The organism is Streptomyces sp. CB02056 (genome assembly GCF_001905545.1).
GTDB lineage: Bacteria > Actinomycetota > Actinomycetes > Streptomycetales > Streptomycetaceae > Kitasatospora.
Genome location: NZ_LIPD01000008.1, coordinates 100641 through 120470 on the forward strand (window position 1 = coordinate 100641; position 19830 = coordinate 120470).

Here is a 19830-nt window from a genome sequence, read left to right on the forward strand (position 1 = left end):
CCCGTGCAGCGAGATGGCACCAGGACACGCGACGAGCGTTCCGGCGCGGGGACCGAGAGCAACCCGGCGGCGGCCGTCCACCGTCCCCTCCGGTTGGCCGGACTGGCGGGCCTCACCGGCCACCTGGCACTGGTGCTCTGGCTGGTGCTGAGACCGCTGCCGGTGGCCTGGGTGTACGACGCCAACCTGACGCCGTTCGCCTCGCTCCGCTCCTCCAGCGGCTGGCAGGTGGTCGGCGAACTCCTGCTGCTGGCCCCGCTCGGGGTCCTGCTGCCGCTGGCCGGCGGCCGGCTCCGGGCCCCCTGGCTGCCGTCCTTCCTGCGCACCACCGGCGCCTCCGCGCTGCTGGCGACCGCGCTGGAGTTCCTCTCCTCCTGGGCACCCGGGCACGTCCTCAACGTGGACCACATCCTGCTCGCCGTGGTCGGCGTGGCCGTCGTCCACCTCGCGCTCGTCCCGGGCCTGCGGCACCTGCTGCGGGACCGGCGGCCGCGGGTGCCCCGGATGACGGTGCTCTCGGTGCCGCCGGCCGTCGCCTCGGTCGCCGCCGCCACCTCGGCCGCGGCCGCCACCTCGGTCGCCGCCGTCACGCCCGCCGCCCGGCGGCGCGCCTACGCGGAGCCGACGCCCCCGGCCGGCTGAACCGGCCCCGGGTCCCGGACCACCCGGCCGCCGACCTCGACCAGCCCGCCCGGGCGCGGCCCGGCCAGCAGCCGCGAGCCCCGGCCCTGGGTGATGGTCAGCGCCCGGCCGAGGTGCGCGGCCAGCAGCAGGGCGGCCGCACCGGTCGCCTCGTCCTCGTCGATCCCGTCGCCCCGCCCGGGGAAGGCCCGGGCCCGGACGGTGCCGGCCGCCTCGTCCTGCCAGGCCCAGGCGTAGACCCACTCCCCCGGCGGCGGCACCTCCAGCGCCTCCACCTCGGCCGCCGAACCGTACGGCCGCAGCGTGCGCCCCGGGGCCCACTCGGGCCGGGCCTCGATCCGGATCAGCCCGCCCTCGCGCCGCACGGCCACCTCGCCGGCGGCCGTGACCAGCCGGTCCACCCCGAGCAGCCAGGCGGCGCCCACGCACGGGTGGCCGGCGAACGGCAGGCGCACCGACGGGGTGTAGATGTCGATCTCCCCGCGCTCCGGGTCGTCGACGAACACCGTCTCGCTGAAGCCCAGTTCGCGCGCGACCCGCTGCCGGTCCGCGCGACCCGGCACGGCGGCGCCGTCGCGCACCACCCCGAGCGCGTTCCCGTGGCTCCCGTCGGGCCCGCAAAAGACCCGCAGCACCTCAAACCCCGTCATTTCCCCACCTCGTCTACTCCCGCTCCGGACCGGCGCAATGACACCGTGACACAAAGGCGGCGACGGATGTCGGCCGCCTCCAGTACTGTGCGCTGTCGTCCCCGAACGGTTCCCGCCGTTTTTCTCCTTCCCCTCCCAGGAAAGCCCCCGTGAACAATCTCGACTTCAGCGCCGAACCGCTCTTCTCCTGGTACGTCGTACTGCTGGCCCTCAGCGGCGCCATCATGGTGGCCCTCGGGGTCGCGGCCGGCGGACTGAAGGTCGGCCTGCGCATCCTCAACCTCGTCCTCGGCCTCGCGTTCCTGGGGTACGCCTACTACCTGGCGTTCGTCTTCGAGGGCGGCACGTACACCATCTTCTTCAAGGCGTTCATCCTGCCGGTCGGCATGATCGTCGCCTCGGTGAAGGCGCTGGTGGAGCGCAGCAACGCCAAGAAGCAGCCCGCGCAGGCGGCCGCCCCGTTCGACCCGAACGCGCCGCAGGGGGCGTTCAACCCGAACGCGCCGTTCAACCCGAACGCCGCCCAGCAGGCGCCGTTCAACCCCAACGCGCCGTTCAACCCCAACGCCCCGCAGGCGCCGCAGCCGCCGTTCAACCCCAACGCCCCGCAGGCCCCGTACGCCGCGCAGCCGGGCGCGCCCGTCCCGCCGCCGGCCGGGGCCCCCGTTCCGCCCGCCCCGGCGCCGGGCGCCTCGCCGTACCAGCCGGGCGTCCCGCCGCAGCCGGTCGCGGACAACCCGTACGCGCAGCCGCAGCCGCCGCAGCACCCGGCCGGCTGATCGCGCCGAGCCGTACCGCCGTACGAACGCCGGAAGGCCCGCCCGTCACCCGCTGCGAAGCGGCGACGGACGGGCCTTCCGGCGTGTCCGGCTCAGTCCCCGGTGCCGCCCCGCACGCGGTTGCGGCGCCACGCCACCACCAGGGTGCCGAGGCCGAGGGCGATCGCGGTCGCCCCGGTGATCGCCATCGGCTCCGTGGCCCTGCCGCCGCCGGTGGAGGCCAGCCCGCCGTCCCCGGCCGGGGCGGCGGCGGTGACCATCGGCGAGCCGGCCCCCGCCGGGCTCGGCGACGTGCCGGTGGCCCGCACGACCGGGAGGACCGGGGCGGCGGCCCGCTCCGGCACGTCCGGGTCCGGGGCGGCGTCCACGAAGGTCGGAGCGGGTGCGGCGGTGGCGCCCGTCGCGGCCACGGTGATGAAGTCGGCCGCCGGACCGGCCGCCTCGGCCGCGCTCTCGCCCCGCTCCGGCAGGGTGCGCGACACGGCCGTCAGGGACTCGAACAGGATCGGCGCGTCCTTGGTGAAGGCCAGCCGGAGGTCGACGGTGCGGCTCTCGCCCTTCGCCAGCGTGATGACATCGGCGTCCCCGTCCCCGGTCCGCAGCGCGAAGTCGAGCCGGTTCGGGTGCCCCGGGCCGCGGCCCGGGGTGGCGCCCCGCCACTGCCCGTCGGCGCCACGGAACTCCAACTCGACCGTGTCCGAAGGAAGTTCGGCCGCCCCCTGGAACACGACCGCGGGCACGACCCGCAGCTCCCGGCCGCTCCGGTTGGTGAGGACCAGTGTGAACGGCTTCGCCTCGCCGCCCACCGTGAACACGACGGGCACCCCGTGGAGCCCGACCTCCGCGGTGGCCGCCGGGGCGGGCGGCGCCGTGGCCGGTGCGGTCGCCGGCGCGGTGGTCGGCGCCCCCGCCGGAACGATGACCAGCTCCGGGCGGCCGCTGCTCGCGTCGGTGGCGCGCTGCTCCGGCGGCAGGGCCGGGTCCGAGACCACGGAGTCGAAGCCCGGTGCCACCCGCCCGGCCGGGGCGTCGGCGGTGATGGTGAGCCGCAGCCGGTAGACGGCCTCGGCGCCGGCCGGCAGCGACAGCACGGCAGGCTGGTCGAGCGCCCAGACGGCGCCCGTGCCCGCGGGGTTCGCCCTGGCGTCCTGCCACCGGGTGCCGCCGGGCGCCCGGTACTCCAGCCGGAAGTGGCCCTGCCCCGCGCCGGCGCCGGCGTCCGCGACGACGAAGGCCGAGGACGGCACGTCCAGCCGGTGGTCGGCGGTGTTCCGGAGCGTCGCGGTGAACTCCACCGGCGCGCCCCCCGCCGTGACGGTGCCGGGAAGGCCGCCGAAGGCGATCGTGACCGGCGAGGGTCGGGTCCGGGCGCCCGGGGACAGCGCGACGGCCTCCGGCGCGGCGAAGACGGCCGCGACCCCGACGGCGGCCAGGCCGGAGGCCAGGGTGACGGCGGTGGTCGCGGTCAGGAATCTGCGCTGCCGAATGTGCAATCCAACCTCACGGGAGAATGCGGGAGAGAACCCATCAGGACGTGAAATCGCTTGCACGGGAGATCGTTTCGCAACAGTGTCGGGCTTTCGTCCGCCCCCCGGCCGACCGCGATCGGCAGCATCCTACCGAGCCCCGTCCGGCGGTCCGGACCGAGGACCGCGCTCGGTTCCACGGGACCACCCCGAGGGAACCCCGACATCCGGCTACGACTCCCCGGTGACCCTTCGGGGCCGGGAATCACCTGCCGGGCTGAGGCCCGGGGGCCGACGGCGGCGGAGGATGGAACCAGCCCGCCGGACCTGCCGGACCGGGCCGCCACCACAGGGAGAGAATCATGAGTGCGCGCCTCGCCCGTCCTCGCCGCAACCGCGTCCTCGCCGGTGTCTGCGCCGGGATCGCCGAACGCTTCGGCCTGACCCCGTGGACCGTCCGCGTGATCTTCCTGCTCTCCTGCCTGCTGCCCGGCCCCCAGTTCCTGCTCTACCTGGCCCTCTGGGTGCTGCTCCCCCAGGAGCCGTGAGCCCGGCGGCGCGGGGGCCCGCCCTCGGCCCGGCGGCCCGGGGGCGACCGGGCCTCACCGCACGGCGACGGGCCGCCCGCCCCGGGGTCTCCGGGGTGGGCGGCCCGTCGCCGTGCCATGGGCCGTGGCTCAGCCGGTCAGGCCGGGGATGGCCGGGAGGGTGCTGGTCAGCCCGCCGATCGGGGTCTTGTCCAGACCGGGGATGGTCGGGAGCGCGGCGCGCTGCTGGGCGGCGCGCTGCTCGGTGACGCCGGCCAGCGGGGTGTCCCCGGCGGGGACGGCCTTGCCGACGCTCGGGGCGAGGGTGCCCAGCGTCTCGGTCACCTTGCCGGCGGCGGGCAGCTTGGCGGCGGTGTCGGTGACCGCACCGGTCACCGCCGGGTTCGTCAACGCGCCGGTGGGCAGCCCGAGGCCGCCGGCCGCCTGGCCGTCGGCCGCGGAGGCGGCACCGGCGCCGACCGCCACGATGGCGATGCCGAGCGCCGCGGTACCGGCGGCCTTGAGAGCCTGCTTCATGGTTGGTCCCCTTTGGGTCCTCGTCGGTCGCCGACTTCGCGCACGGGACCGGCGGACGGGCGACCGCCGCCGCGACGTTTCGGCATGACTGGCACACCGTAGTGAGCAGGTCACGCGGGAGCCAAAGGGCGTTCACCCACCCGAGTGAGTAGTCGGATGAACACCAACCCCCTTGCAGGAGCCTGGAGTTCATCCGACCGGCGCGCGCCGGGGCGCCGCGCCCCGGAGGCTCAGTTGCCGCCGGTGCCCGCGCTGAACAGCCACTCCGCCTTCAGCTCGGCGTAGCCCGGCTTGATCACGTCGCTGATCATCGCCAGCCGCTCGTCGAAGGGCAGGAACGCGGACTTCATCGCGTTCACCGTGAACCACTCCAGGTCGCCCAGGGTGTAGCCGAAGGCGTCCACCACGTGGCCGAACTCCCGGCTCATGCTGGTGCCGCTCATCAGCCGGTTGTCGGTGTTCACGGTGACCCGGAACTTCAGCCGGCTGAGCAGCCCGATCGGGTGCTCGGCGTACGAGGCGGCGGCGCCGGTCTGGATGTTGGAGGTCGGGCACATCTCCAGCGGGATGCGCTTGTCGCGCACGTACGCGGCCAGCCGGCCGAGCTCGACCGTGCCGTCCTCGCCCACCGTGATGTCGTCGACGATCCGCACGCCGTGGCCGAGCCGGTCGGCGCCGCAGCACTGCAGGGCCTCCCAGATCGACGGCAGGCCGAAGGCCTCGCCCGCGTGGATGGTGAAGTGGTTGTTCTCGCCCTTGAGGTAGTCGAAGGCGGCCTGGTGGCGGGTGGGCGGGTAGCCGGCCTCGGCACCGGCGATGTCGAAGCCGACGACGCCCGAGTCCCGGTGGCGGTTGGCCAGTTCGGCGATCTCCTGCGAGCGGGCGGCGTGCCGCATCGCGGTGATCAGGGTGCCGACGCGGATCCGGTGGCCGGCCGCGCGGGCGTTGGCCTCGCCGAGGCGGAAGCCCTCCTGGACGGCCTCGACGACCTCGTCCAGGCTCAGTCCGGCCTCCAGGTGCTGCTCGGGGGCGTAGCGGACCTCGGCGTACACGACGCCGTCGGCGGCCAGGTCCTCGGCGCAGTCCGCGGCGACCTTGATCAGCGCCTCACGGGTCTGCATCACGGCGCAGGTGTGCGCGAAGGTCTCCAGGTAGCGGACCAGCGAGCCGGAGTCGGCGGCCTCGCGGAACCACTCGCCGAGCTCCTTGGGGTCGGTGGTGGGCAGGCCCTGGTAGCCGCAGGCGGCGGCCAGCTCGACCACGGTCTCCGGGCGCAGCCCGCCGTCCAGGTGGTCGTGCAGGAGGACCTTCGGCGCGCGGCGGATCTGGTCGGGAGTGGGGATGCGCGGGCCGGTGCCCGCGGTGGTGACGGGGATCTGCTGTTCCATTGCGGAAATATAGCCCCTACGCGCGTAGACCGACCACCGCGAACACCGCCGGATGGTCCAAACTCCACCCGGAATTCCACCGACCGGTCCATACGATCCACCAAAGCGTCAACCGGCCGCCGCGACGGGCCCGGTCGCGCCGCGCGACGGCGTTCTCAGCCCTGCCGCACGACGGCGTTCTCAGTCGTGCTGCAGCAGCCGCCCACGCCGGGACAGCACGAAGTCCCGGAACGCCCGCGCCGGCGGGGCCAACGGCCGCCCCGCCGCCCAGGCCAACCCGATCGCCCGCCGGGTCCGCGGCGCCGTCACCTCCAGCTCCACCACCCCCGGCCGCGGCACCAGGGCCGGCGGCAGCAGCGCCACCCCCAGCCCGGCCGCCACCAGCCCGCGCAGCGTCTCCGCCTCCTCCCCCTCGAACGCCAGCCGGGGGACGAACCCGGCCTCCGCGCAGAAGCCGTCCGTGATCGCGCGCAGCCCGTACCCCTGCTCCAGCCCGACGAACGGCTCCTCGGCCACCTCCGCCAGCCGGATCCGCCGCCGCCCGGCCAGCCGGTGGTCCGCCGGGACGACCAGGTGCAGCCGCTGCTCGTCCAGCGGCCGGGCGGCGAACGCCGGGTCCTCCGGCAGCGGCGCGACCAGGCAGAGGTCCAACTCCCCGGCCCGCAGCCGCTCCAGCATCGCCGCGCCGTAGTCCTGCACCAGCTGGAACCGCACCCGCGGGTGCTCCACGCGGAAGCCGCGCAGCAGCGCCGGCACCGCGTCCGGCCCCATCGTGTGCAGGAACCCGAAGGCCACCAGGCCCACCGCCGGATCCGCCTCCGCCCGGGCCGCCTCCGCACCGCGCTCCAGCTCGGCCAGCGCCCGCTCCACCGAGGCCAGCAGCAGCCGGCCCGCCCTGGTCAGCCGGACCGTACGGCCCTGGCGGGCCAGCAGGTCCACCCCCAGCTCCTCCTCCAGCCCGGCCACCGCGCGCGACAGCGTCGGCTGCGGCACCCCGAGCAGCGCGGCCGCCTGGGTCACGTGCTCCAGCCGGGCCACCGCCGCGAACCGGGCCAGCCGGGGCGCCAGCAGCACGGCCGGCTCCTCCGGCCCCAACTCGGCCACCCGGTACCGCTGTTCCCCACCGTCCACCGATTCCGGACCGGACATCCCCGCACCACCTCGACTCATACGCCAGTGCATCAATCATCCACACTTCATGCATTGGACGCATCAACGCCGACAGGCCTACGGTCGACGACATGCAGCCCGCCGATACCGGGGCATCCGTGACCACCCCGGATGCCCCCGCCACCGCCCCCACCACCCTCACCGCCGACGACCGCCACCGCCCCGGCCAGCGCGCCTTCCGCCGCGCCAACCTCGCCCTGTTCGCCGCCGGGGTCGCGACCTTCGTCCTGCTCTACTCCACCCAGGGCCTGCTGCCGATCCTCTCGGCCGACCTCGACCTCACCCCCGGCCAGGCCAGCTGGACGGCCTCCGCCGCCACCCTCGGCCTCGCCCTCGGGCTGCTCCCGGCCAGCGCGCTCTCCGACCGGTACGGCCGCACCGCGGTGATGACGGCCTCCACCCTCGCCGCCTCCGCGTTCGCCCTCGCCCTGCCCTTCGCGCCGGACCTCACCACCCTCGTCGTCCTGCGCGTCCTCCAGGGCGCCGTCCTCGCCGGGCTCCCCGCCACCGCCATGGCCTACCTCGCCGAGGAGGTCCACCCCAGCGCCCTGCCCTCCGCGATGGGCCTGTACGTGGCCGGCAACAGCATCGGCGGCATGGGCGGCCGACTGCTCTCCGGCTGGACCGCCGCCGGACTCGGCTGGCGCTGGGGCCTCGCCGCCTCCGCCGTCCTCGCCCTGCTCGCCACCCTCGCCTTCCGGCTGCTGATCCCCGCCGCCCGGCACTTCACCCCGGCCCCGGTGGACGCCCGCGCGCTCACCCGCACCGTCGGACGGCACCTGCGCAACCCGCTGCTGCTACGGCTGTACCTGCTCGGCATGCTGTTCATGGCGGTGTTCGGCGCGGTCTACAACACCGTCGGCTACCGGCTGATCGCCGCACCCTTCCACCTGCCGGAGTCGATCGCCGCCTCGATCTTCGTGGTCTACCTGGTCGGCACCGGCACCTCCGCCGCGGCCGGCCGGCTCGCCGGCCGCCTCGGCCGGCGCGGCGCCCTCTACGTCTCCATCGGCGTGACCGCGGCCGGCCTGCTGCTCTCCCTCGCCGAATCCCTCACCTGCGCCCTGCTCGGCCTGGTCCTGATCACCGCCGGCTTCTTCGCCGGCCACGCCACCGCCTCCTCCTCCGTCGGCCGCACCGCCACCGAGGGCCGCGCCCAGGCCTCCGCCCTCTACCTGATCGCCTACTACCTCGGCAACAGCCTCGGCGGCACCCTCGGCGCCGACGCCTACCACGCCACCGGCTGGCCCGGCGCCGCCACCGTCGGCCTCACCGCCATGGCCCTCGCCGCCGCCGTCACCCTCTACGCCACCCGCCAGGCCCACACCACCGCCCGGCGTTCAAGTCAGCCGGGCAGACTTTCCGCCAGGTAGACTTTCCCCATGGCAGACCTCAAGCGCCGCCGTCGCCCCCACCTGGTGTCCACGCCCGTGCGGAAGAAGGGCGTGGTCACCATCCCGCAGGAGATAAGAGAGCAGCTGGACCTCCAGGAGGGCGACCAGTTGGTGGTCGCGGTGGAGGACGGCCGCATCGTCCTGACCCCCGCCTCCGTCATCCCGGACGACCAGGCGTGGTTCTGGAGCGGCGGCTGGCAGGAGAAGGAGCAGGAGGTCGACGAGGCGCTCGCCGCGGGCGAGCGGGGCGAGATGTTCCAGGACGGGGACTCCTTCCTGCAGTCGCTCGCCGACGAGGCCGGCCTCGACCTGGGGGAGATCAAGCGCCGTGCCGACGTATGAGTCACTGGCCCACTTCCTGCGCGACTGGAAGGGCCTGACCGCCGCCCAGAAGACCGCGTTCCTGGTCGCGGTGGCCCAGTTCGTCGCCGACCTCCGGGCCGGCCAGGGCTTCCGCCGCGGCCTGCGGGCGAAGAGGATGCAGGGCCACCCGGACATCTGGGAGATGACCTGGGCCCCGGACGGCCGGGCGACCTTCAGCTACGGAACCACGCCCCAGCACGGCGAGCCCCACATCGTCTGGCGCCGGATCGGCACCCACGACATCTTCGGCCGCCCCTGACCGGTGAGAAACGTCGAGCCGCCCGCCGGTGCACCGGCGGGCGGCTCGTTCACGACCGTGCTCAGGCGATGCGGTCGAGGACGATCGGGTTCGGGGTGAAGGCGGTGCCCGCCGGGGCGACCTCGATGCCGCCGGCCAGGGCCTCGACGGCGTAGTCGAAGCGCTCGGGGGTGTCGGTGTGCAGGGTCAGCAGGGGCTGGCCGGCCACCACGGTGTCGCCGGGCTTGGCGTGCATCTCGATGCCGGCGCCGGCCTGCACCGGGTCCTCCTTGCGGGCGCGGCCGGCGCCCAGGCGCCAGGCGCTGACGCCGATCGCGTAGGCGTCCAGCGTGGTGAGCACGCCGGAGGCGGGGGCCGGGATGACGTGCTGCTCGCGGGCGACCGGGAGCGGGGCGTCGACGTCGCCGCCCTGGGCGGCGATCATGCGGCGCCAGTGGTCCATCGCGGTGCCGTCGCGCAGCGCGTCCGCCGGGTCCTTGCCGTGGACGCCGGCCGCGGCGAGCATCTCGCGGGCGAGCGCGAGGGTGAGCTCGACGACGTCGGCCGGGCCGCCGCCGGCGAGCACCTCGACGGACTCGCGGACCTCCAGCGCGTTGCCCGCGGTGAGGCCGAGCGGGGTGGACATGTCGGTGAGCAGGGCGACGGTGTTGACCCCGGCGGTGGTGCCCAGACCGACCATGGTGCGGGCGAGTTCGCGGGCGTCGTCCAGGTTCTTCATGAACGCCCCGGAGCCGACCTTGACGTCCAGGACCAGCGCGCCGGTGCCCTCGGCGATCTTCTTCGACATGATCGAGGAGGCGATCAGCGGGATGGCCTCGACGGTGCCGGTGACGTCGCGCAGCGCGTACAGCTTCTTGTCGGCGGGCGCGAGGCCGTCGCCGGCCGCGCAGATCACCGCGCCGACGGAGCCCAGCACGTCCATCATCTCCTCGTTGGAGAGCAGGGCGCGCCAGCCGGGGATGGACTCCAGCTTGTCCAGGGTGCCGCCGGTGTGGCCGAGGCCGCGGCCGGAGAGCTGCGGGACGGCGGCGCCGCAGGCGGCGACCAGCGGGGCGAGCGGCAGGGTGATCTTGTCGCCGACGCCGCCGGTGGAGTGCTTGTCGCTGGTGGGCAGCGGCAGCGAGGAGAAGTCCATCCGGACGCCGGAGCGGATCATGGCGTCGGTCCAGCGGCTGATCTCGTGCGGCTTCATGCCGTTCAGGAGGATCGCCATCGCCAGTGCGGACATCTGCTCGTCGGCGACCTCGCCGCGGGTGTAGGCGTCGATGACCCAGTCGATCTGAGCGTCGCTCAGTTCTCCGCGATCGCGCTTGGTCCTGATGACGGAGATGGCGTCCATGCGTGCTCCAAGAGGGGTTTCAAAAGCGAAGAGTGTCGCGAGATGACCGGGTTCCGGCCCACTCGCGACACTCTACGCGCGTAACAGAAAGGGAGGCTAGAGCCGTTCCGGCCCGAACGCGTCGGGCAGGACCTCGCTCATCGGCTTGATGCCCGAGGCCAGTTCGATCAGCAGCCCCGGCCCGCCGTGCTCGTACAGCAGCTGGCGGCAGCGCCCGCACGGCATCAGCAGTTCGCCGGCGCCGTCCACACAGGTGAAGGCGACCAGCCGGCCGCCGCCGGAGGAGTGCAGCGCGGACACCAGCCCGCACTCGGCGCACAGCCCCAGCCCGTACGAGGCGTTCTCGACGTTGCAGCCCGTGACCACCCGGCCGTCGTCCACCAGCGCGGCCGCGCCGACCGGGAACCTGCTGTACGGCGCGTACGCGCGGCCCATGGCCTCGCGCGCCGCCGAACGCAGCAGCTCCCAGTCGATCGCGGGCGGCGCCGCGGGCCCGTCGGCGGTCACTTGCCCTGGCCCTTGCGGTAGATCTGGCCGTCCGCCTTCGGCATCCGCAGCCGTTGCGCGGCCAGCGAGAGCACCACCAGGGTGATCAGGTACGGCGTGGCGACGATCAGCGGGCGCTGCACCTCGTCGGTGAACGAGTACCAGGCGATCAGGCCGGCCGCCACCACGAAGGAGGCCACCGTCGCGGTGTACTTGCGGCGGTACAGGTGCCAGAGCGCGAGCAGCACCATCGCGATGCCCACGATCAGGATCATCACGTGCACCGACTCCGGGTCGCGCAGCTGGAGGCTGTCGGTGAAGCCGAACAGGCCCGCGCCCATGGCGAGGCCGCCCGGCATCCAGTTGCCGAAGATCATCGCGGCGAGGCCGATGAAGCCGCGGCCGAGGGTCTGGCCGTCCTTGTAGAAGTGCGCCGCGACCAGCGAGAGGTACGCCCCGCCGAGGCCGGCGAAGGCACCGGAGGCGATGACCGCAAGGTACTTGTACTTGTAGACGTTGACGCCCAGCGACTCGGCGGCGGTCGGGTTCTCGCCGCAGGAGCGCAGCCGCAGGCCGAACACCGTGCGCCAGAGCGCGAAGTAGCTGACCACGATCAGCGCGCCGGCCACCAGCACGACCACCGAGATGTTGGTGACCAGGCCGCCGAGCACGCCCGCGACGTCCGAGACCAGGAACCAGTGGTGGTTCTCGATGCTCTTCAGCCCGGAGGACAGGCCCGGGACGGTGATGTACGGCAGCGGGTCCGCCGGCGGGGACTGGTTCTGGCCAGCACCGGCCGAGACGTAGTCCTTGTAGTAGATCCGGTTGACGTACGCGCAGATGCCGGGGATCAGCAGGTTGATGCCGACGCCGGAGACGATGTGGTCGACGCCGAAGGTGACGGTGACGACCGCGTGCAGCAGGCCGCCGAGCGCCCCGCCCAGCATGCCGGCCAGCAGGCCGACCCACGGGTTGACCAGGTAGCCCGCCCAGGCACCGCAGAAGGTGCCGGCGACCATCATGCCTTCGAGACCGATGTTGACCACGCCGGCCCGCTCGGACCAGAGACCGCCCAGACCGGCCATGCCGATCGGCACGGCCGCGCCGAGCGCGGCGGTGATCTGCCCGGAGGAGGTCAGCGAGTGGTTGCCGGTGGCCATGCCCACGGCGGAGAACAGCACCAGGGCGCCCGCGATCAGCAGCAGGACGACCGGCCAGGACAGCTTGCGCTTCTTCGCGGGTGCGCCCGGCGCCTTCGCACGCGCAGCGGTAGCCGTGCTCATGCGGACACCTCCTTCTTCTCACTGTTCGCGGCGGCCTGGGCGGCGAGCTGGGCGCCGACCTTCTGCTGCTGGCGCTTCAGGCCGTAGCGGCGCACCAGCTCGTACGCGACGACGACGCAGATGACGATGGTGCCCTTCATGACGTCGACGATCTCGAAGGGGAAGCCGCCCTGGAGCGGCAGCACCGAGCCGGTGACGTCCAGGAAGGCGAACAGCAGCGCCGCGAAGGCGATGCCGATCGGGCTGTTCCGGCCGAGCAGGGCGATCGAGATGCCCAGGAAGCCCAGGCCGGGCTGGAAGCTCTGGCCGAAGTAGTGCGAGTTCTGCAGGAGTTCCGGCAGGCCGATCAGACCGGCGATGGCGCCGGAGACGACCATCGAGATGACCACCATGCGCTTGACGTTCACGCCGGAGGCGGTCGCGGCGGACTCCGAGCGGCCGGTGGCGCGCAGGTCGAAGCCGAAGCGGGTGCGGGTCAGCACGAACTGGAAGACCACGCCGACCAGGGCGGCGACGAAGATGAAGCCCCAGAGCGTCCCGCCGGCCGTCTCCATCGCGAAGAAGTGGCTGGACTGCGAGATCGGCTCGGTCTGGATCGAGTTGGTGGTGCCGCTGGTCTTCGGCGCGAAGATGCCGGGGACGAGCAGCAGACCGATGATCGCGGTCGCGATCGAGTTCAGCATGATGGTCGAGATGACCTCGCTGACGCCGCGGTAGACCTTCAGCAGACCGGCGACGCTCGCGTACAGGCCGCCGACCAGCATGGCGGTGACCAGCAGCAGCGGGATCTGGATGAAGGCCGGCAGGTCCACCTTGGCGCCGACGAAGGCCGCGAACAGCGCCGCGACCTTGTACTGGCCCTCGACGCCGATGTTGAACAGGTTCATCCGGAACCCGAACGCGGCGGCCGCGGCGGCCAGGTAGTAGGTGGTGGACCGGTTGAGGATGCCCACCTGGCCGTCCGACTTGCTGGCGTACGTGAGCATCACGTTCCAGGCGTCGAACGGGTTCTTGCCCGAGGTCGCCAGCAGGACGGAACAGATCGCCACGGAGAGCAGGACCGCGAGCACCGGCGCCGCCAGCGCGAGCACGATCCGCTCACCGCTGAACCGCTGGGCCAGGCCGGGCTTCGCGGCTGCGGGATTGGGACTGGTCATGGGTTACTCCCCCGCCTGCGGGTCGTCGGCGGTGTCGGTGGGCTGGTGCCCGGCCTCGGCCTCGGTGCCCTCGGCCGCGACGGCCTGCGCCTCGGCGACGGCCTCCGGCTCGGACTCCAGGTGGCCGCTGGCGGCACCGGTCATCGCGGTACCGAGGTCCTCGGCGGTGACGGTGGCCGGGTCGGCGTCGGCGACCAGGCGGCCGCGGTAGATGACCCGGATGGTGTCGGACAGGCCGATCAGCTCGTCCAGGTCCGCGGAGATCAGCAGGACGGCCAGGCCGGCCCGCTGGGCGACCCGGATGTGCTCCCAGATCTGCGCCTGCGCGCCGACGTCCACGCCACGGGTGGGGTGGGCGGCGATCAGGAGCTTGGGCTGGTGGCTCATCTCGCGGCCGATGATCAGCTTCTGCTGGTTGCCGCCGGAGAGCGAGGCCGCGGTGACCTCGATGCCGGGGGTGCGGACGTCGTACTCCTCGACGATCCGCCAGGTGTCCGTCCGGGCGGCGGCCGGGTCCAGCAGCAGGCCCTTGGAGTTGGGCGCCTCGGTGACGTGGCCGAGGATGCGGTTCTCCCAGAGCGGGGCCTCCAGCAGCAGGCCGTGCTTGTGGCGGTCCTCGGGGATGTAGCCGATGCCGGCCTCGCGGCGGGCCCGGGTCAGGGTGCCGGAGAGGTCCTTGCCGTCCAGGGTGACGGTGCCGGCGTTCAGCGGCAGCATGCCCATGACGGCCTCGACCAGCTCGGCCTGGCCGTTGCCCTCGACACCGGCGATGCCGAGGATCTCGCCCTTGCGGATGCGCAGCGAGATGTCGTCCAGGACGACGCGCTCGATGCCCTCGGCGTCGGTCTTGGCGATCCGCAGGCCCTCGACGTCGAGCATCACGGTGTCGGTGACGGTCGACTCGCGGCTCTCCGGGGAGGGCAGCTCGGCGCCGACCATCAGCTCGGCGAGCTGGCGGGCGGTGACGGCCTTCGGGTCGGCGTCGCCGACCGTGGTACCGCGCCGGATGACGCTGATCGCGTCGGCCACCGCGAGCACCTCGTGCAGCTTGTGCGAGATGAAGATGACGGTGACGCCCTCGGACTTGAGGTCCCGCAGGTTGTCGAACAGCGCGTCGACCTCCTGCGGGACGAGCACGGCCGTGGGCTCGTCCAGGATCAGGATCTTGGCGCCGCGGTACAGCACCTTGAGGATCTCGACGCGCTGGCGGTCGGCGACGCCGAGGTCCTCGACCAGGGCGTCCGGGCGCACGCCCAGGCCGTACTGGTCGGAGATCTCCTTGATCTTCGCCTTCGCCTTGGCGCCGATGCCGTGGAGCTTCTCGCCGCCGAGGACGACGTTCTCCCACACCGTGAGGTTGTCGGCGAGCATGAAGTGCTGGTGCACCATGCCGATGCCGCGGGAGATGGCGTCACCGGGGGTGTGGAACTCGCACAGCTCGCCGTTGATCGCGATGGTGCCCTCGTCCGGCTTCTGCATGCCGTAGAGGATCTTCATCAGCGTCGACTTGCCGGCGCCGTTCTCACCCATCAGGGCGTGCACGGTGCCGGTGCGGACGGTCAGGTTGATGTCGTGGTTGGCCACGACACCCGGGAAGCGCTTGGTGATGCCGCGCAGCTCGACGGCCGGTGTCGCCGTCCCCGCGCTGGGGGTGCCGTCCTCGCGCGGGGGGACGGGGTCGGATGCGGTGATGGCGATCTCCTGGTGGTCTGGAGGCGCGTCGTTGCGCTGGGAGGGCCAAGGGGGAACATGGGGAGACGGAACAGGGCCCGGGGGTACGCGTTGAGCGCACCCTGCCGGGCCCCTCCCGTGAACTGTGTCGTGTTGCGTCGCGCTGCCGGGCAGGCGGCAGGCGCTGCGGCGTCCGGGACGCGCGGGCCTTACTGGCCGGCCGGCGCGGTCGGGATCGTGGTGGCGCCGGACTTGATCGCGTCGGCGGCGGCCTTCAGCTTGTCCTGGATGTCGTCGATCTTGCCGCCGGTGGTGGCGAGCGAGACGCCGTCGGCCTTCAGGTCGAACAGCTTGATGCCGGTCGGGGTCTGGCCCTGCTTGACCGACTGGACGTACGAGAACACCGCGGTGTCGACGTTCTTGACCATCGAGGTCAGGATGCTGTTCTTGTACTTCGCCAGGGCCGGCTGGCTGGCCTGGTCGGAGTCGACGCCGATGGCCCAGGCGCCCTGCTTGTTGGCGACGGCCTCGATGGCGCCGTTGCCGGAGGAGCCGGCGGCGGTGTAGATGACGTCCGCGCCCTTGTCGAGCTGGCCCTGGGCGGACTCCTTGCCCTTGTCGGGCGAGGCGAAGCCGGTGAAGTCCGGCGGGGTGCTCAGGTAGGTGGTCTCGACCGTGATGTTCGGGTCGACGGACTTCACACCCGCCTTGTAACCGGCCTCGAACTTCTTGATCAGCTCGGACTGCACACCGCCGATGAAGCCGACGTGCTTGGCCTTCGACTTGTTCGCGGCGGCGACACCGGCCAGGTACGAACCCTCCTGCTCGGCGAAGAGCAGCGAGGTGACGTTGGCCGGCTGGTCCTTGTCGTTCGAGTCGATGATCGCGAACTTCACGTTCGGGTTGTCCTTGGCGACCTTGTTGACGGCCGGCTGGTAGACGAAGCCGACCGCGACGATCGTCTTGTAGCCCGCGTCGATCAGGTTCTTGAGACGGGTCTCCTTGTCGGCCTCGGCCTCGCCCTGCTTGGCCTCGGCCTCGGTCACGGAGACGCCCAGCTCGGACTTGGCCTTGTCGAGGCCACGGGCGGCGGAGTCGTTGAACGACTGGTCGCCGCGGCCGCCGATGTCGTAGGCCATGCCGACCTTGAGCGAACCGTCGCCCGAGCCGGCGGAGGAGGAGTTGTCGGTGCTCTTTGCGCCGCAAGCGGCGAGCGAGGCCATGCCCAGGGAACCCGAGAGCACAACCGCGGCGAGCTTCATTGAACGGCGCAAGGGGATATCTCCTTCTACACGCAACCGTTTGGCGTGGTCGGTCGCCACCGTAACGCGCGTAGAACACGGTTGTGTTACGGGGTGCCAGAGCGTTCGGGTTGTTATCAAACCGTGGTCTGATGTTCTTCCTGAGGCTCTATCCCATGCGCGGACGGTGATCCGAGGTCGGTGCGGCCCAGTTTACGGAACCGTTCCGGACCCCCCGGATCCGACCGTTCCGCTTCACCCGCGCCGCCCCCGGAACCGTCACCCCGCTCCGCCGCGCCCGGCCCGCCGTCAGCTGCCGTCCGCCTCCAGGGCCAGCGCCGAGAACAGCTCCACCCCGATGCCGATCGCCCGCTCGTCCACGTCGAACCGGCCCTGGTGGAGGTCCCGGACGGTGGCGTCGCCGGGCGCCCGGACACCGAGCCGGGCCAGCGCGCCCGGGGCGTGCTCCAGGTACCAGGAGAAGTCCTCGCCGCCCAGGCTCTGCTCGGTTCCCTCGACCACCTGGGCCCCGTCCGCGCCGAAGCGGGCGTTCATCGCCTCGTCCAACCGCGCGACCGAGACCGCCTCGTTGACCACCGGCGGCACCCCGCGGTGGTAGTCCAGCGTCCACTTGGCCCGGTAGGTCTCGGACACCTTGGCGATCAGCTCGTGCAGCAGGTCCGGCGCCTCGCGCCAGCCGTCCAGCTCCAGGCAGCGGACGGTGCCCTCCAGTTCGGCGTGCTGCGGGATGACGTTGGGCGCGGAGCCGGAGGCGATCCGCCCCCAGACCAGGCTGACGCCCCAGCGCGGGTCCATCCGGCGGGCCAGCGCGCCCGGGAGGTCGGCGGCCATCCTGGCGACCGCGGTGACCAGATCGGTGGTCAGGTGCGGACGGGCGGTGTGCCCGCCGGGGCCGTCCAGGTGGAGCACCAGGCGGTCGCAGGCCGAGGTGATCGCCCCGACCCGCAGGGCGATCCGGCCGACCTCCACCTTGGGGTCGCAGTGCACCGCGAAGATCCGCCCGACGCCCGCCATCCCGCCGGCCTTGATCACGTCCAGCGCGCCGCCCGGCATGACCTCCTCGGCGGGCTGGAACACCAGCCGGACGGGCCGGCGCAGCTCGCCGGTGCGGACGGCCTCCGCCAGCACCAGGCCGGTGCCGAGCACCACCGAGGTGTGCACGTCGTGGCCGCAGGCGTGGGCCCGGCCGGGGACGGTGGAGCGGTACGGCACATCGGTCTTGGCGTCGTCGATCGGCAGCGCGTCGATGTCGGCGCGGAAGGCCAGGAACTCCGTCCCCGGCGTGGTGCCGGGCGGGACGATGTCGACGAGCATGCCGGTGCCGCCGGGCAGCACCCGGGGTTCGAGGCCGGCGGCCACCAGACGGTCGCGCAGCAGCCCGGTGGTTCGGAACTCCTGGCGGCCCAGCTCCGGGTGCCGGTGCAGATCACGACGGAAGGCGATCAGCTCGGGCTCCAGCGCCCGGACCCGGTCGCGCAGATCGGCGGCGGGGCGTACGGCGGCCAGAGTGGCGCCCGACTGAGCGGGCTCAGGACGGTTCATCTCCCCAATCGTAGGCCTGTTGGGGGGATTTGGCCCGACTTCCGGAAAACTAGTCCCCGGATGGGCGCATACCGGCCGGACACGTGGGTATGACATCTTGTTTCAGCCGCCTTCCCCGGGTTGCGTGCCCTGTGCAACGATCCCCCGGGCCGGCGGTCACGGCCGCCAACCCCCCTGACGGCACCGGCGGGTTGACGGCCGTTCAGCTGGTGGTCAGAAGCGCTCCACCGGGGCGTACGTCCCCCACACCCCGCGCAGCGCGTCGCACACCTCGCCGACGGTGGCCCGGGCGGCCAGCGCCTCCTTCATCGGGTACAGCACGTTCCCCGTCCCCTCGGCGGTGCGGCGCAGCCCGTCCAGCGCCCGGGTGACGGCGCCGGCCGAGCGCTCGGCCCGCAGCCGGGCCAGTCGCCGCGCCTGCCGCTCCTCGATCGCCGGGTCCACCCGCAGCGGCTGGTACGGCTCCTCCGTGTCCGACCGGAAGCGGTTGACCCCGACCACGGTCCGCTCCCCGGAGTCGGTCTCCTGCTGGAGCCGGTAGGCGGTGCGCTCGATCTCGCCCTTCTGGTAACCGCGTTCGATCGCGGCCACCGCGCCGCCCTGCTCCTCGATCCGGTCCATCAGCGCCCGCGCGGCGGCCTCCACCCCGTCGGTGAGCGACTCGACGGCGTAGGAGCCGGCGAACGGGTCGACGGTGGCCGTCACGTCGGTCTCGTACGCGAGCACCTGCTGGGTGCGCAGGGCGAGCCGGGCGGCCTTCTCGGTGGGCAGCGCGATCGCCTCGTCGAAGCCGTTGGTGTGCAGCGACTGGGTGCCGCCGAGCACCGCGGCGAGCGCCTGGACGGTGACCCTGGCCAGGTTGACCTCGGGCTGCTGGGCGGTGAGCTGCACCCCCGCGGTCTGGGTGTGGAAGCGCAGCATCTGCGAGCGCGGGTCCCGGGCGCCGAATCCGTCCCGCATGATTCTGGCCCAAATCCTGCGTGCGGCGCGGAACTTGGCCACTTCCTCCAACAGGGTCGTGCGGGCCACGAAGAAGAACGAGAGCCGGGGGGCGAAGTCGTCCACGGCCATCCCGGCGGCGAGCGCGGTGCGGACGTAGGCGATGCCGTTGGCCAGGGTGAAGGCGACCTCCTGCGCGGGATCGGCCCCGGCCTCGGCCATGTGGTAGCCGGAGATCGAGATGGTGTTCCAGCGCGGGACCTCGGCCCGGCAGTAGCGGAACACGTCGGCGGCCAGCCGCAGCGAGGGCTCCGGCGGGAAGATGTAGGTGCCGCGGGCGATGTACTCCTTCAACACGTCGTTCTGGACCGTCCCGGTGAGCGCCGACGGCGCCACCCCCTGGGCCTCGCCGACCAGTTGGTAGAGGAGCAGGAGCAGCGCGGCGGGCGCGTTGACGGTCATCGAGGTGGACACCCCGCCGAGCGGGATGCCGTCGAACAGCACCGCCATGTCCTCGACGCTGTCCACGGCGACGCCCACCCGGCCGACCTCCCCGGCGGCGAGCGGCGCGTCCGAGTCGTAGCCCATCTGGGTGGGCAGGTCGAAGGCGACCGAGAGGCCGGTGCCGCCGCCCGCGATCAGCTGCCGGTAGCGGGCGTTGGACTCGGCGGCGGTGCCGAAGCCCGCGTACTGGCGCATCGTCCACGGGCGGCCGGTGTACATCGTCGGGTAGACGCCCCGGGTGAAGGGGTACTCCCCCGGCCGGCCCAGCCGGGCGGCGGGGTCCCAGCCGGCCGGCGACCCGGGGCCGTACACCGGCTCGATCTCGAAGCCGGACTCGGCGCGGCGCGGCGCGGCTGCCATGGGGGCCCTCCGGGGCTGGGGGAACGGGGTCCTCGCACTATCGGGCTCCCCGCCGTGCGGGAGGCGACCGGCCCGCCGGAGCGCCGGCGCGGTTGAGATGATCGGGTGAACG

The 19830-nt window shown here is 73.1% G+C and carries 19 protein-coding genes; 6 read left to right on the forward strand and 13 right to left on the reverse strand.

From position 1 onward, the window contains the following. The first annotated feature begins 93 nt into the window (after positions 1–93). Positions 94–642: a VanZ family protein gene (locus AMK13_RS43655; RefSeq protein ID WP_074003908.1), complete on the forward strand. Its 549-nt coding sequence runs from the start codon at positions 94–96 to the stop codon at positions 640–642. Here AMK13_RS43655 and AMK13_RS22730 read toward each other — a convergent pair. Further along, positions 612–1292: a PhzF family phenazine biosynthesis protein gene (locus AMK13_RS22730; protein WP_074003909.1), complete on the reverse strand. Its 681-nt coding sequence runs from the start codon at positions 1290–1292 to the stop codon at positions 612–614. The two genes, AMK13_RS43655 and AMK13_RS22730, sit on opposite strands and share 31 nt — an antisense overlap. A 149-nt stretch (positions 1293–1441) precedes the next feature. Between AMK13_RS22730 and AMK13_RS22735 the strand changes: the two genes are divergently transcribed. Next, a complete protein-coding gene (locus AMK13_RS22735; RefSeq protein ID WP_074003910.1) occupies positions 1442–2071 on the forward strand; it encodes a hypothetical protein in 630 nt (209 codons plus the stop codon). Between the two features lie 92 nt (positions 2072–2163). Here the strand turns inward: AMK13_RS22735 and AMK13_RS22740 are convergent, their stop codons facing one another. Continuing rightward, positions 2164–3564 carry a hypothetical protein gene (locus AMK13_RS22740; protein WP_074003911.1) on the reverse strand — a complete coding sequence of 467 codons (1401 nt, stop codon included), beginning with the start codon at positions 3562–3564 and terminating at the stop codon, positions 2164–2166. 335 nt (positions 3565–3899) lie between these two features. On the opposite strand from AMK13_RS22740, the gene AMK13_RS22745 reads away from it, so the two are divergent. After that, entirely contained in the window at positions 3900–4085 is a 186-nt protein-coding gene (locus tag AMK13_RS22745) for a PspC domain-containing protein (RefSeq protein WP_049649198.1), read from the forward strand. Between the two features lie 129 nt (positions 4086–4214). Here the strand turns inward: AMK13_RS22745 and AMK13_RS45050 are convergent, their stop codons facing one another. The 3 genes from AMK13_RS45050 to AMK13_RS22760 all read right to left on the reverse strand — a co-directional run bounded on the left by AMK13_RS45050 (position 4215) and on the right by AMK13_RS22760 (position 7138). Then, the gene (locus AMK13_RS45050; protein ID WP_049649197.1) at positions 4215–4601 is read right to left on the reverse strand and encodes a hypothetical protein; all 387 of its coding nucleotides are present in this window, start codon (positions 4599–4601) and stop codon (positions 4215–4217) included. A gap of 230 nt (positions 4602–4831) precedes the next feature. Beyond that, positions 4832–5989 carry an adenosine deaminase gene (locus AMK13_RS22755; protein WP_049649196.1) on the reverse strand — a complete coding sequence of 386 codons (1158 nt, stop codon included), beginning with the start codon at positions 5987–5989 and terminating at the stop codon, positions 4832–4834. A 180-nt stretch (positions 5990–6169) separates the two neighbouring features. Beyond that, a complete protein-coding gene (locus tag AMK13_RS22760; protein ID WP_079272370.1) occupies positions 6170–7138 on the reverse strand; it encodes a LysR family transcriptional regulator in 969 nt (322 codons plus the stop codon). 92 nt (positions 7139–7230) lie between these two features. On the opposite strand from AMK13_RS22760, the gene AMK13_RS22765 reads away from it, so the two are divergent. From AMK13_RS22765 to AMK13_RS22775, 3 genes are read left to right on the forward strand one after another with little or no spacing between them, the layout of a single operon-like run. Continuing rightward, on the forward strand, positions 7231–8532 hold the full coding sequence (locus tag AMK13_RS22765) for an MFS transporter (RefSeq protein WP_074003912.1): 1302 nt from the start codon (positions 7231–7233) through the stop codon (positions 8530–8532). A gap of 9 nt (positions 8533–8541) precedes the next feature. After that, entirely contained in the window at positions 8542–8895 is a 354-nt protein-coding gene (locus tag AMK13_RS22770) for an AbrB/MazE/SpoVT family DNA-binding domain-containing protein (RefSeq protein ID WP_079272371.1), read from the forward strand. Beyond that, on the forward strand, positions 8882–9175 hold the full coding sequence (locus AMK13_RS22775; RefSeq protein ID WP_074003913.1) for a hypothetical protein: 294 nt from the start codon (positions 8882–8884) through the stop codon (positions 9173–9175). The genes AMK13_RS22770 and AMK13_RS22775 overlap by 14 nt, the downstream gene beginning before the upstream one ends. Before the next feature lie 61 nt (positions 9176–9236). Here the strand turns inward: AMK13_RS22775 and AMK13_RS22780 are convergent, their stop codons facing one another. The 8 genes from AMK13_RS22780 to AMK13_RS22815 form a co-directional block, all read right to left on the reverse strand. After that, complete coding sequence (locus tag AMK13_RS22780) at positions 9237–10514, reverse strand: thymidine phosphorylase (protein ID WP_049649193.1); 1278 nt, start codon at positions 10512–10514, stop codon at positions 9237–9239. A 96-nt stretch (positions 10515–10610) separates the two neighbouring features. Continuing rightward, the gene (locus AMK13_RS45055) at positions 10611–11021 is read right to left on the reverse strand and encodes a cytidine deaminase (RefSeq protein WP_049649192.1); all 411 of its coding nucleotides are present in this window, start codon (positions 11019–11021) and stop codon (positions 10611–10613) included. Further along, the gene (locus tag AMK13_RS45060) at positions 11018–12283 is read right to left on the reverse strand and encodes an ABC transporter permease (RefSeq protein ID WP_074003914.1); all 1266 of its coding nucleotides are present in this window, start codon (positions 12281–12283) and stop codon (positions 11018–11020) included. The genes AMK13_RS45055 and AMK13_RS45060 overlap by 4 nt, the downstream gene beginning before the upstream one ends. Beyond that, positions 12280–13440: an ABC transporter permease gene (locus AMK13_RS22795; protein WP_074003915.1), complete on the reverse strand. Its 1161-nt coding sequence runs from the start codon at positions 13438–13440 to the stop codon at positions 12280–12282. Before AMK13_RS22795 ends, AMK13_RS45060 begins: the two co-directional genes overlap by 4 nt. 3 nt (positions 13441–13443) lie before the next feature. Beyond that, a complete protein-coding gene (locus AMK13_RS22800; RefSeq protein ID WP_079272372.1) occupies positions 13444–15024 on the reverse strand; it encodes an ABC transporter ATP-binding protein in 1581 nt (526 codons plus the stop codon). Positions 15025–15320: 296 nt separating this feature from the next. Next, positions 15321–16385 (reverse strand): BMP family lipoprotein, encoded by a 1065-nt coding sequence (locus tag AMK13_RS22805; RefSeq protein WP_074003916.1) that lies wholly within the window; start codon positions 16383–16385, stop codon positions 15321–15323. A gap of 276 nt (positions 16386–16661) precedes the next feature. Next, complete coding sequence (locus AMK13_RS22810) at positions 16662–17915, reverse strand: amidohydrolase (RefSeq protein WP_079272373.1); 1254 nt, start codon at positions 17913–17915, stop codon at positions 16662–16664. Positions 17916–18128: 213 nt separating this feature from the next. Continuing rightward, positions 18129–19718: an acyl-CoA mutase large subunit family protein gene (locus tag AMK13_RS22815; protein ID WP_074003917.1), complete on the reverse strand. Its 1590-nt coding sequence runs from the start codon at positions 19716–19718 to the stop codon at positions 18129–18131. Positions 19719–19830: the final 112 nt, after the last annotated feature.